The sequence below is a fragment of the Rhodanobacter sp. MP1X3 genome (assembly GCF_014207165.1).
GTDB lineage: Bacteria > Pseudomonadota > Gammaproteobacteria > Xanthomonadales > Rhodanobacteraceae > Rhodanobacter.
In genome coordinates, this window is record NZ_JACHCO010000005.1 from 272765 (window position 1) to 285079 (window position 12315).

Sequence of the window (12315 nt, forward strand, 5' to 3'; positions counted from 1 at the left end):
GCCGAGCATTTTCAAAGCAGCGTCGCTTCCAGACGAGGAGTGATTTGCAATTCTTCGCTGCCAAAGAACGACTCACGATACAGATCGACCGCTCGTTTTGCCGCTTGTTGCGGCGTCATGCCCTGAGTAACCAGATGGGCATTGTGTGATCCATACGGGCCATAAATCTTGGCGTCCGTGACGGAAAACATGCCGATGGTTGGCGTACCCGATGCCACCGCCAAATGCATGGCACCGCAATCTGCGCTGATCATCATGTCGACGCCAGCCATCGCAGATGCCATCCGTCGAATGCTGGTGGAGTAGTAGCCGGGCCACTTCGAATCCAGCATCGAACGGCCATGCACCGGGATGATTTCAACAATGCTGCAATCGGGGCTGGCGAGCCTGACGGCAGAAACAAAGTCGCTCCACCACTCCTGGCAGTAGCGCTTGTTCCCCGTGGCCTCGGCGAATAAACCGATCACGCCGCCCGTATTGAGCTGCTCCGACGTGACGACAATGTCACGTATCAGCCGCTCACCCAGTTGTCTCTCAACATCCGTCAAGCGGATATCGAGGACCGGGAAATTTTCGACGTCGTCCATGTGTGGCGATGAGTACCACCGTGCAAGCATCACGGATCGTTTCGCCATGTGATGCGGTGCCATGGAACTTGGCACCAGATGTGTCATTCCGCGACGACGGCCGGCATCGTCGAAACCCAACTTGCGTCGACCCTTGAATACTCTCGTCAGCGCGCGGCTGAAGCCCGACCCAAGACAGGGATCGATTATTAAATCATAGTGCGTTTTTCGTATTTTCAATATTTTTGAAAGAAAAACGAAAGGGTGCTTGAAACCTCTACGCGGAAGACAGTAAATATTTCTGACGCTTGAGAATGTTTGAAATATATCAGCGGCGACATCGCCCTCCGCCACGATATCGATTTCAGCACCTTTGTAGAGCCGTCCGAGCTCGGCAATGAGTGGCGTGACAAGAATCATATTGCCGAGCCGATGATTCGGCCGACAGACCAGGATGCGATAAATCTCGTTCCTGGGTATGGCGTTAACCCCGTGACAGGGAGAAAGTAAGTTCACACATAACCCCGAAGCTGCTGGCGCGCTAGCGCAAATTTCGATGGATATCGAAGTCTGATCATGACTTCTTTTCGGATTTCAGTGTGACGCCTAAAACTTTGCTGATGATTAGTAGTTGTTATTTATTTGTTGATGCCCGTCCATTAATAACCGTAAATACAGTTAAGAATTGTTAACGGAATTTCCGTGTGGATATTTTTGGCTTGAGGAACATTTATCGAAAATTGTTTTCTTATTGCTGCTAGCTTGGCTTGACACACTAGGACAGCCTCAGGTTTTGGCCTCCGTCCAATGAGTTGCAGGGGAACTCCACGCCACTTAGCTCTTTCGATTTTTGCCAGGTATGGCCAAGACGTAATTTTCTCCGATGACGCGCGCTGCGCATCGCCATAACCTGCCTGGAGATTGATCGTGAACGTGCTCATTGTTGAAGACTCGGTGCGTCTTCGTGACTCGCTGGCTCGTGGACTCACTGCCGCCGGCTTCACTGTCGATCTGGCCGCCGACGGTGTGGCGGCGTGCCATCACCTAGACAGCTTCGGCTACGAACAGGTTGTTCTCGATCTCGGCTTGCCGCGGAAGGATGGCCTCGCCGTGCTCCATCATCTACGCCATCGCAGCAAGCGCCCGCGCGTGCTGGTGCTCTCGGCACGCGACCAGGTATCGGACCGGATCGGTGCGCTGAACAAGGGTGCTGATGATTACCTGGTCAAACCATTTGCGTTCGACGAACTCGTGGCGCGACTGCACGCCTTGGCCAGGCGCCCTCAGGAAGCGAGACTGCTTTCCTTTTCGGTCGGAACGCTCAACCTCAATCCACAGGCCCGTCAGATCGATGTTGGCGGGGTGCCACTGCTGCTGACGCCTCGCCAATATTCACTGCTTGAGTTACTGCTGCGCCATCGCGGCCGGGTCTTTACACGCACCGAAATCCTGGATCGTTTGTCGGGCACGGAGTCCGATGCTTCCGACAAAAGTATCGAGGTTGTCGTGTTCGGACTGCGCCGGAAACTAGCTCAGGCAGGCCTCACCGACGTGATCGAAACACGCCGTGGCTCGGGCTATCTCATTCCATGATTCGCGTCATGTCGATACGGCTGCGTATCACGCTATTTCTGGTAGTGACTATCGTGCTTACGTTGGGTGCAGCGACCTGGCTGCTTGATTCGCGTATCGACAACGAAGTGGCCTTGCAAGCCGACACCAATCTGCTTGAGCGCGCTCAGGCGCTCTCCGATATTTTCCGCATGCCGCCAAATGGCGATCAACCAACACTCGGCTTCGACCATGTGCCTGAGTTTCTGGCCGATGACAAAATTGTCTATTTCAAAATCCAGTGCCAAGGCAAATACACACTCTCATCTCCTGCAGCGGCAGTACTGACGTGGCCGACGCCGACGGCGGGAAAGCCAACCTTTGCCGACATGTCGGACACGCTCGGTACCAAACTGCGGGGAGTAGCCATGAGTTTTCTACCTGCCTCGCGTGCAAGCGGAAACGACAATGCGCCAGCCTCACCTCAGTCCAGCTGCAACCTCGGTCTGGCGGTTGATTTCAAGGCGGTAAGAGGTTTTCAGAGATCCATGGACCGCATCGATTACTGGTGCATCCTGATCGCCATCGTTATCGTTGTACTGCTCACGCCGCTGCTGATCCGGCGTGGCTTGCAGCCCCTGTCCAGGCTCGCTGAAGCCGTGCAACTCATCGGGCCTGAGTCACCCGAGCGGCGCCTGGATAGCCACAGTGCAGCCGAGTTGCGGCCATTGATCATGCGCTTCAACGAGGTGCTTTCGCGCATGGAAGAAGGCCTCATGCGCGAGCGCCAGTTCGCCAGCGGCGTCGCGCATGAATTGCGCACACCGCTGGCCGAATTGCGCACCATGATCGAAGTGGAATTGCGTTACCCCAGTGAGCGCAATCCACGAACCATGTTGGCCGATCTCGGTGTCATTGGCATCGAAATGGAGCGTTTGGTTACCGCGCTGCTGTTACTCACGCGTATCGAAGCGGGTATCGAGCAAGTGCAATATGAGTCGGTCGATATCGACGCGTTGACACACAAGCTGCTGGACCGATATTGCGGTGACATTAAAAAACAGCACCTCGATTTAAGCATTTACGCGCAGGGTACGCTGATCTGGCAAGCCGATCCCACGCTACTCGAAGTCATGCTGAGTAACCTTGTAAGCAACGCCGTGACATATGCCCCAGCCGGCAGCCGCCTGACACTCGGTTACCAATCAGGCACTTGGTGGCTGAAGAACGACGCCCCAGACCTGGACCGCAACGATGTGGCGCTGATGCATCGGCGGTTCTGGCGCAAAGGCCAGGATGCCGGCGTGCACACCGGACTCGGCCTGGCGCTGGTCACGGCAGCCGCCAGTGTCCAGTCGATGCGTTTGAATCTGACATTCGACAACGGCCAAATCCATGCTGCGGTGAGTACCGATAAAAGCACCTCGGCACCGACGCCGAGTGACCTGGAGGCTATTGGCAGCTCATCGTCGAAGAATCTCGCCATCGAGTCCTGAAAACCGGTTTCCAGTGCGTACTCATTTTTCTTGCTGCTTTCCCGCGTCATCGGAGCCCCCCACCGGGAGGTGGCGATCCGGAAACGATGCCGTTATCTGCGGGCATGGCAGTTCGTTGTCGATGTAACAACACCGACCTTCCGGCTGACACAGACAGCGGACTCGCCCCGTTACCTGGCTTTCAAGCGGCGGGCAGATCGATGCGTCGCACACGCATCAACTTGACGCTCTGCCGCAATGGAAGAGCATGCGCATTACCTGTCTTGAATGGTATGCATTGGCGCAATAAATTGCGAATCTCCCATCAAATCCAAAACTGAAACGAGACAACACCAACATAATCCTGGCCGACCTTTCACCATCATCGAAAAATAATGCGAAATGTCGGGGCGCGTCATTGATCGAACGCCGCCGTACTCACGCTACAACGCCACTTTGTGATTGCATTTGATAATGATTCGCATCACGATATTTCGGAATCAAGGCTGGTCACAGCGTGCTGCGATATGACGTCTGCACCATCAAATCGAATGAAGGGGATTTATGAGAATGGCAATACACCGGCTCTGGAATTACCGGCGCGGTATTTTGATGGTGCCTACATGCATTGCCGGTTTGATGGTGGCCACGGCCGCGCTGGCTGCTCCGCCGCCGCTGTCGGTACCGATCAGTTCGGAGCAATCGCCGAACGGTGAGTCGACCGACCAGACCACCTTTCTCGGGGATCTCAAGCGCACCAATTTTCTGCTCGGCGACCTGTTCGGCTTACGCACATTTCTGAGCAAGTACGGCATTTCCCTGGCGGCGCAGGAGACCAGCGAGATGCTGGGAAATCCCGTCGGCGGAATCCAGAAGGGTGCCCAGTACGATGGCTTGACCCAGCTCGTGTTGCAGGTCAATACGCAACGCGCCTTCGGCCTTTACGGCGGTCTGTTCAACGTCAGCGCGCTGCAGATCCACGGGCAGAATTTCAGTGCCGACAATCTGGGCACGATCCAGACGGCCAGCGGCATCGAGGCTGATCGCGCGACACGCCTGTGGGAGCTCTGGTACGACCAGAAATTTCTGGAGGAAGACCGGCTCGACATAAAAGTGGGACAGCAGAGCGTCGACCAGGAGTTCATGGTCAGCACCAACGCCCTTTACTTCGTCAACACGATGTTCGGCTGGCCGGCGCTGCCTTCGTACAATATGCCGGGCGGCGGACCGGCGTATCCGCTCTCGGCGCTCGGTGTGCGCCTGCGCTATCGACCCATCGACTCGATCAACGTGCTGCTCGGGGTGTTCAACGGCAGCCCAACCAGCAACAACACCGGCGACCCGCAAAAGCAGAATTCTTCGGGCACCAGCTTCCCACTCGGTGGCGGTCGGCTGATCATGGCCGAAGTCCAATACGCCTATCCTGCGCTGGGCAGCATGGTCTATCCGGGTGAGTCGGCGCCGCTGGCACGCACCTATCGGCTCGGCGCCTGGTACGACACCGAAAGTTTTGCGGATCAACGCTACGACAGCAACGGCCTCTCGCTGGCCAATCCCGCAAGCAATGGCGTACCGGCCAATCACCGCGGAGATTTCTCGCTATATGCCGTGGCCGACCAGATGCTGTGGCGCAATCAGGATGATCCCAACAATACGCTGAGCGGCTTCCTGCGCGTGATGGGCACACCGCAGAACGATCGCAACTTCATCCGCTACAGCGCAAATGCAGGCTTCGTCTATCACGAACCATTCCGCAATCGCGCCGACGACACCTTCGGCGTCGGCATGGGTTATGTAAAGGTCGGCAGCAACGTCTCCGGGCTGGATCGCGATGCGGCAAACGTCGCGGCCATCGTGGACCCCGGCAGCCTCAACATCGTGCGCCACACCGAAACGTATGTGGAAACCACGTATCAGTATCAGCTGCGCCCGTGGTGGCAGCTGCAACCTGACGTGCAGTACGTTTTCAATCCCGGCGGTGGCATCGTCAATCCGAATGACCCCACACGACGCGTCGGCAACGAGCTGGTGCTCGGCCTGCGCACCAACATCCTCTTTTGATAGTGATCGACATGAGCCATGCCATGAATAAGACCCGCCGCCAGCAGGCTGGAAGCCGCCAGCTAATTCGAGCGCTCATTGCTGCAGTCACCGTTCTCTGCGCTAGCACCGCCTTTGCCGACAAGGCACCGGCCGGCTTTCTCGAAACCGTGCATCGCCACGTGACGCTGACCTCCACCGTGACCGACAACGGTGATCTCAATCCCTACGCAATCGTCGTTGCACCCGTTTCAGCCGGCAAGATCGTCAAGGACGATGTGCTGGTCGATAACTTCAACAACCTTTCCAACCTGCAAGGTACCGGTACCACCATCGTGGATTACCGGCCGTCCACCAAGCAGACGACGCTGTTTGCCAAGTTGCCGCAGAAGCTGGCGCAATGCCCCGGTGGCGTGGGCCTGACCACGGCCATGACCATGCTGAAGTCCGGCTGGGTGATCGTCGGCAGCACGCCGAGCACCGACGGCACCACGGCCACCAAGGGCGATGGCTGCGTGCTGGTGCTGGATCCCAACGGCCAGATGGTCGCAGCGTGGTCCGGGCCGACCATCAACGATCCGTGGGGCAACATGGCGGTGATCGATAACGGCGACACCGCGACGTTGTTCATCAGCATGGCGGGTTTTGGCTTGCAAAGTCCTGACGTGATCGATCCGGCGACCAAGTTCCCGGTGCGCATCAAGAAGGCCACCGTGTTACGTCTGCAGCTGCAGATTCCACAGGGCAAGCCGCCGGTGCTGGTCAGCCAGACGGTCGTCGGCGATGGCTTTTCGCAGCGCGCCGACCGCGACAACTTCCTGCTCGGGCCGACAGGCCTGGCACTTGGCCCGGACCACACGCTGTATGTGACCGATGGCCTGGACAACATCATTACCGCGATACCCGATGCGCTCGATCGCACCACCAGCGCAGGCACCGGCAAGGTCGTGACCCAGGGCGGCCTGCTCAACTGGCCACTGGCGATGGTCTACACATCGGCCGGCCATTTGCTCGCCTGCAACGGCAAGGACGGCCAGCTGGTGGAGGTTGATACTGTCACCGGCAAGCAGATCTACAGTCAGTGGATCGACTCCGACCAGGCGCAGTCGCCCCCAGGTAACGGCGACCTGTTCGGTATTGCGATGACGCCCAATGGTGACGGCTTCTATTACGTCGAGGACGACATGAACACCTTGATGCGCGCCGGCAAATGAACGAGTCAGACGATCCGCGCTTGCGCGGCCGGCGCCGGTTCCTGGCGTCGGCCGCGACCGTTGCCGCCGTTGCTGCCACGGCGCCGGTAGCGGCGACGGCACATGCACGCGCATCGTCTGCATCCAGCGAGACCGGCAGCGACAGCGAACCGTTCTTCGGCACCCATCAAGCCGGCGTTGCCACCACGCCACAGGCCAACGTCTATTTCGCCGCATTCGATCTCATCGCCGAAAAGCGCGATGATGTCATTGCCCTACTCCGCGCGTGGACCGCGGCCTCTGCGCGTTTGACGCAGGGTCAGACCGCGGATTTGCTGACCAACGATCCCGCTACGCCCGAACTCGATTCGTACGAAACGACAGGGCTGGCGACCGACCGACTCACGCTCACCTTCGGCTTCGGACCGGGGATGTTCACCAAGGACGGCAAGGATCGCTACGACCTGGCCAAACACCGCCCCGACGCGCTGGCCGACCTGCCCCGCTTCAACGGCGACCAGCTGGTACCCGAGCGTACTGGCGGCGACCTCTGCATCCAGGCCTGTGCCGACAATCCGCAAGTGGCTTTTCATGCCGTGCGCCAACTCACGCGCATTGCCTATGGCGCTGCCAATATCCGATGGGCGCAAAGTGGCTTCATGGCCGCGCAAAAAGATCAAAGCACGCCACGCAACCTGATGGGCTTCAAGGACGGCAGCATGAACGTGCCGATTCGCGCCGAGGCCGCCATGAATCAATACATCTGGGCCGGCGATGAAGGCGGCTGGATGCAGCACGGCACCTATATGGTTGCACGGCCGATCCGCATCGCGCTCGAGCACTGGGACCGCATGAAACTCAGCTTCCAGCAGCAGGTGATGGGCCGCGAAAAGCATTCCGGCGCACCGCTCGGCCAGAGGCATGAAAACGACAGCCTCGCGCTCGATGCCAACGACGCCAACGGCAACCCGATCATTCCGGAAAATGCCCACGTGCGCCTGGGTGCGCCGGAAAACAACGACGGCGCGCAGATACTGCGGCGTTCGTATTCCTACGACAACGGCCTGAGCTACATCGCCGAACGCTGGCCACCGTGGCATCAAGGCATGGAGTTCGACGCCGGCCTGCTGTTCATCAGCTACCAGCGCGACCCACGCACTGGCTTCGTGAAAATCTTCGACAAGATGTCCAAGTTCGACATGATGAACCAGTTCGTCACCCACGTCGGCGGCGGCGTGTTCGCCTGCCCACCGGGTGCGAAAGAAGGCGGATTTATCGGGCAGCCGTTGTTTGATCTGACCTGACAGCAGAACAAGCCAGTAAAAGCGATACTCGTTGGCACAAGCGTTGGAAGCGGTGTGTTCCCGGCGCTTATGTCTTTTTTGCAGTGCACGCCTTGTGCCGAAAACACCCCACCAGATGATCGTTGATCATCCCCGTTGCCTGCATCAGTGAATAGACGATGGTGCTTCCGACAAAGCGAAAGCCACGCTTTTTCATCGCCTTGCTCATGCCATCGGACAAGAGCGTGCTTGCCGGTACGCTGCCACTTTCCGTCCAGCGATTGACGAGCGATTTGCCGTCGACGAAGGACCACAGGTAGTTGTCCAGACTGCCCAACTCCGCGATCACGGTCAGCGCCGTAATCGCGTTATCGCGTGTCGCAAAGACTTTCAGGCGATTGCGGATGATGCCGGGGTCGAGCAGAAGCTTTTCCAGCTCACGATCTTTCATCGCCGCAACGCGGGCGATATCGAAATCATGGAACACGCGGCGGTAGTGGTCGCGTTTGGCCAGCACGGTGCGCCACGACAAGCCGGCCTGCGCGCCCTCCAGGCAGAGAAACTCAAATAGTTGTTGATCGTCGTGTAGTGGCGTACCCCACTCGGTGTCGTGGTAGTCCCGCAACAGCGGATCAGTCGCACCCCAGGGACAGCGTTGGCGTTCAGCAGCTTTGGTCATGGATTGGCCTCGATGGGCGTGGCATTGCGTTTGATGGGTGGGTGGCGGTCGGCCCGGAGTGGGTGAAACCGACCCGATCGGCAGGCATCTGCCGAGGCCGGTTATCATCGCAGGCATGAACCCCACCGTGCTCCCCGCCGATCCCGATCGTTTTCCGGACCAGGCCGCCAGTTTCATGCTGGATGGCCCGACCGGCAAGCTCGAAACCATCACCGATGTCGCCGAGTCCGCCTGCGCACGCCGCGGCGTGGCGGTGATCTGCCACCCCAACCCGGTGCAGGGTGGCACCATGCACAACAAGGTGGTGACGATGGCCGAGCGCGCGCTGCGCGAATCCGGACTCGACACCGTGCGTTTCAATTTTCGCGGCACCGGCAATTCACCCGGTGAGTACGACAACGGCAAAGGCGAAGGCGACGATCTGGCTGCCGTGGTTGCATGGGTGCGACGCATGCGTCCTGACGATGCACTGTGGCTGGCCGGCTTCTCGTTCGGCAGCTACGTGACCATTTCTCGCGCCGCCCAACTGCACGCCGATGCGCTGATCAGCATCGCACCACCGGTGGGCCGCTGGGCCTTTGGTGAGCTGGCTGTGCCGACCTGCCCGTGGCTGGTCGTGCAGGGCGAGGCTGATGAAGTCGTGGAGCCGCAGGCGGTGTTCGACTGGATCGATGCGCTGGAGAAAAAGCCCGAGCTGGTGCGCATGCCGGATACCAGCCATTTTTTCCATCGTCGATTGATGGACCTGCGCGGCGCGATCAAGCACACCATACGCGGCTGGCTCCCACCGGCGCGTTGAGCATCGCTTGTCCGTCTTTGCCTATCCGTCGCTCGGCCCTTATCCCCCCACACCAAGACTTTCCGCTTCATGAGTGAATCTCCGCAACTTGCGCCTGGCGCGCGATACCAGGAAGGCATCGCCGCGCATCGCTGGGAATCCGATCCCACGCAGCTGGCGCTGCTGCCCGAGTTCGATCGCATGCATGCGGCACTGTGTGTGCAACCGGACGCCAGCGGCGGATTGTTTGGACGGCTGAAGTCGCTGCTCGGCAATGAGCCCGCAGCGGCTGTGCCCGGACTTTATCTTTGGGGTAGCGTCGGGCGCGGCAAGACGTTCCTGATGGATCTATTTGTTTCCAGCTTGCCGCAAGGCACGGCGCTGCGTCGGCACTACCACCGCTTCATGGGCGAGGTGCACGAAAGTCTGCGCGCACTGGGCAACCGGCAGAATCCGTTGATCGAAGTAGCGGCTGGCCTGGCCGCTCGGTGTCGCGTGCTGTGCCTGGACGAGTTTCTGGTCAACGACATTGGCGATGCGATGATTCTCGCCGGCCTGCTCGACGCGTTGTTTGCGCGCGGCGTCACCCTGATCACCACCTCCAACACCGCACCGGCCGACCTGTACAGGAACGGCCTGCAGCGCGCGCGCTTTCTGCCCGCCATCGCCCTGATCGAAAAGCACTGCCACGTGGTGGAGATGGCCTCGTCACACGACTGGCGTTTGCGTGCGCTGGCGCAAGCACCGGTATATCTCACACCACCCGGTGCAGAGTCGCATCGCGCGCTGGAGCGCATCTTTGCCAGCCAGGCCAGCGGCACCATCGAGCAGGATGGCGCCATCGTTATCAACGGACGCAACATTGCTTTCCACAAGCGCGCAGAAAAGGTTCTCTGGTTCGAATTCGAAGCGCTGTGCGAAGGCCCGCGTGCCGTGGCCGATTACATCGCACTGGCCAAGGCTGGCCCCACCGTGATCGTCGCCAACGTGCCGCAGTTCAACACGTATAGCGACGACGCGGCCAAGCGCTTCGTGCAACTGGTCGACGAATTCTACGACCGCCATGTGAAGCTGGTGCTCTCCGCTGCTGCGCCGATCACCGAGCTCTACGACGGCGAACGCCTGCGCGCCGAATTCGGCCGCACCGAATCCCGCCTGATCGAAATGCAGAGCAAGGATTATCTGGCGCTTGAGCATCGGGCTGACTAAGGTTGACCTATTGAGGTTACAACTCGCTCCTGCGAGTTGCCCTTCGGGCCATTCGCTGCGCGAATGTTCGTTCCGGCATCCTGCCTCCACAGTCGCTGCGCTCACCACCAACCTACGCCGTCCGCTGCTAGCATCGGACGCCATGAATCCCTTCGCCATCCCTTTACAGACATCAGGCAACGTTCCGTGACTCATACCGAACCCCGCTCGCGCAGCGAAAGCGTCAAGGCCATCTTTCGCGTGGTTGGCGGCAATTTTCTGGAGATGTACGATTTCATGGTCTATGGCTATTACGCCTCGGCCATTGCACGCACGTATTTCCCCAGCCACAACGCATATGCGTCGCTGCTGCTAACGCTGCTGACGTTTGCCGCAGGCTTTGTGATGCGGCCGATCGGTGCGATCGTGCTGGGCGCGTATATCGATCATCACGGCCGTCGCAAGGGTTTGATCGTCACGCTGGCACTGATGGCGGTGGGCACGCTGCTGGTGGCCGCGGTGCCGGGCTACGCGACCATCGGCATTCTCGCGCCGCTGCTGGTACTCGGCGGGCGGCTGCTGCAAGGCTTTTCGGCCGGTGTGGAACTGGGCGGTGTATCAGTGTATCTGTCGGAAATTGCTACGCCCGGACATCGCGGTTTCTATTGTTCGTGGCAATCGGCCAGCCAGCAGGTGGCGGTGATGTTTGCGGCGCTGCTTGGCCTGCTGCTGCAGCGCTGGATGCCGGCGCAGGCGATGAACGACTGGGGCTGGCGCATCCCCTTCATCATCGGCTGTCTGATCGTGCCGTTCGTGTTCCTGATCCGCCGCTCGCTACAGGAGACCGAGGCATTTCTCGCGCGCAAGCATCGCCTGGCCGCCGGCGAAATCTATCGCTCGATGATCACCAACTGGCGCATCGTGCTGCTCGGCATGGCGATGGTGTTGATGACGACGGTGTCGTTCTACCTGATCACCGCGTACACGCCCACCTTCGGCAAGGAAGTGCTGAAGCTGTCATCGTCGGATGTGTTTGTCGTCACGCTATGTATCGGCCTGTCCAACCTGATCTGGCTGCCGTTGATGGGCGCCTTGTCCGATCGTATTGGCCGCTGGCCGCTGCTGCTCGCATGTACCGTACTCGCGTTGCTCACCGCATATCCTGTACTGCACTGGCTGGTGGCCGACCCGGGTTTCAGTCGACTGTTGGGCGTAGAACTATGGCTGTCCTTCATCTACGCCAGCTACAACGGCGCATTGGTGGTCGCGCTGACCGAAATAATGCCTGCCGACGTGCGCACCGCCGGCTTTTCGCTCGCCTACAGTCTCGCCACCACGCTGGGCGGATCGAGCCTGGCAATTTCGCAATGGCTGATCCACCTCACCGGCAACAACGCCGCGCCAGGTTTGTGGCTGTCGTTTGCGGCGCTGTGCGGATTGATCGCTACCGTGCTGGTGTACCGCGATCCGCAACGGCGGATGTTGCATCGACTGTAGGTTGCTGCGATTCGTTTGAGCCAGGTTCTGCTTTCGACCCAGCGGTCACTATCAACAGGCAAGAA

Annotated in this window: 10 protein-coding genes; 8 read left to right on the top strand and 2 right to left on the bottom strand. The window is 59.4% G+C overall.

Annotated elements, in window-relative coordinates; genetic code table 11:
• Positions 1-11: 11 nt before the first annotated feature.
• On the bottom strand, positions 12-986 hold the full coding sequence (locus tag HDE79_RS14925; protein ID WP_221437618.1) for a glycosyltransferase family 9 protein: 975 nt from the start codon (positions 984-986) through the stop codon (positions 12-14).
• Positions 987-1493: 507 nt separating this feature from the next.
• Between HDE79_RS14925 and HDE79_RS14930 the strand changes: the two genes are divergently transcribed.
• From HDE79_RS14930 to efeB, 5 genes are all read left to right on the top strand, one after another.
• Entirely contained in the window at positions 1494-2159 is a 666-nt protein-coding gene (locus tag HDE79_RS14930; protein ID WP_184602821.1) for a response regulator transcription factor, read from the top strand.
• Between the two features lie 8 nt (positions 2160-2167).
• A complete protein-coding gene (locus tag HDE79_RS14935; RefSeq protein WP_184602823.1) occupies positions 2168-3613 on the top strand; it encodes a histidine kinase dimerization/phospho-acceptor domain-containing protein in 1446 nt (481 codons plus the stop codon).
• A gap of 591 nt (positions 3614-4204) precedes the next feature.
• Positions 4205-5653, top strand: a complete 1449-nt coding sequence (locus HDE79_RS14940; protein WP_184602825.1) for a carbohydrate porin — start codon at positions 4205-4207, stop codon at positions 5651-5653.
• Between the two features lie 23 nt (positions 5654-5676).
• Positions 5677-6846 carry a hypothetical protein gene (locus tag HDE79_RS14945; RefSeq protein WP_184602827.1) on the top strand — a complete coding sequence of 390 codons (1170 nt, stop codon included), beginning with the start codon at positions 5677-5679 and terminating at the stop codon, positions 6844-6846.
• Entirely contained in the window at positions 6843-8129 is a 1287-nt protein-coding gene (gene efeB, locus HDE79_RS14950; RefSeq protein ID WP_184602829.1) for an iron uptake transporter deferrochelatase/peroxidase subunit, read from the top strand. The genes HDE79_RS14945 and efeB overlap by 4 nt, the downstream gene beginning before the upstream one ends.
• 67 nt (positions 8130-8196) lie before the next feature.
• On the opposite strand, the gene HDE79_RS14955 is transcribed toward efeB, so the two are convergent.
• Positions 8197-8787 (bottom strand): DNA-3-methyladenine glycosylase I, encoded by a 591-nt coding sequence (locus tag HDE79_RS14955; protein ID WP_184602831.1) that lies wholly within the window; start codon positions 8785-8787, stop codon positions 8197-8199.
• Positions 8788-8902: 115 nt separating this feature from the next.
• On the opposite strand from HDE79_RS14955, the gene HDE79_RS14960 reads away from it, so the two are divergent.
• The 3 genes from HDE79_RS14960 to HDE79_RS14970 all read left to right on the top strand — a co-directional run bounded on the left by HDE79_RS14960 (position 8903) and on the right by HDE79_RS14970 (position 12250).
• Positions 8903-9586, top strand: a complete 684-nt coding sequence (locus HDE79_RS14960) for an alpha/beta fold hydrolase (protein ID WP_184602832.1) — start codon at positions 8903-8905, stop codon at positions 9584-9586.
• Positions 9587-9655: 69 nt separating this feature from the next.
• Positions 9656-10774 carry a cell division protein ZapE gene (zapE, locus tag HDE79_RS14965; protein ID WP_184602834.1) on the top strand — a complete coding sequence of 373 codons (1119 nt, stop codon included), beginning with the start codon at positions 9656-9658 and terminating at the stop codon, positions 10772-10774.
• Between the two features lie 186 nt (positions 10775-10960).
• The gene (locus tag HDE79_RS14970; protein ID WP_343205980.1) at positions 10961-12250 is read left to right on the top strand and encodes an MFS transporter; all 1290 of its coding nucleotides are present in this window, start codon (positions 10961-10963) and stop codon (positions 12248-12250) included.
• The last annotated feature ends 65 nt before the right edge of the window (positions 12251-12315 follow it).

Coding starts and splice junctions, on each gene's coding strand:
- HDE79_RS14925 (WP_221437618.1), bottom strand. CDS start 986: ATGATTCTTGTCACGCCACTCATTGCCGAGCTCGGACGGCTCTACAAA.
- HDE79_RS14935 (WP_184602823.1), top strand. CDS start 2,168: ATGTCGATACGGCTGCGTATCACGCTATTTCTGGTAGTGACTATCGTG.
- HDE79_RS14940 (WP_184602825.1), top strand. CDS start 4,205: ATGGTGCCTACATGCATTGCCGGTTTGATGGTGGCCACGGCCGCGCTG.
- HDE79_RS14945 (WP_184602827.1), top strand. CDS start 5,677: ATGAATAAGACCCGCCGCCAGCAGGCTGGAAGCCGCCAGCTAATTCGA.
- efeB (WP_184602829.1), top strand. CDS start 6,843: ATGAACGAGTCAGACGATCCGCGCTTGCGCGGCCGGCGCCGGTTCCTG.
- HDE79_RS14955 (WP_184602831.1), bottom strand. CDS start 8,787: ATGACCAAAGCTGCTGAACGCCAACGCTGTCCCTGGGGTGCGACTGAT.
- HDE79_RS14960 (WP_184602832.1), top strand. CDS start 8,903: ATGAACCCCACCGTGCTCCCCGCCGATCCCGATCGTTTTCCGGACCAG.
- zapE (WP_184602834.1), top strand. CDS start 9,656: ATGAGTGAATCTCCGCAACTTGCGCCTGGCGCGCGATACCAGGAAGGC.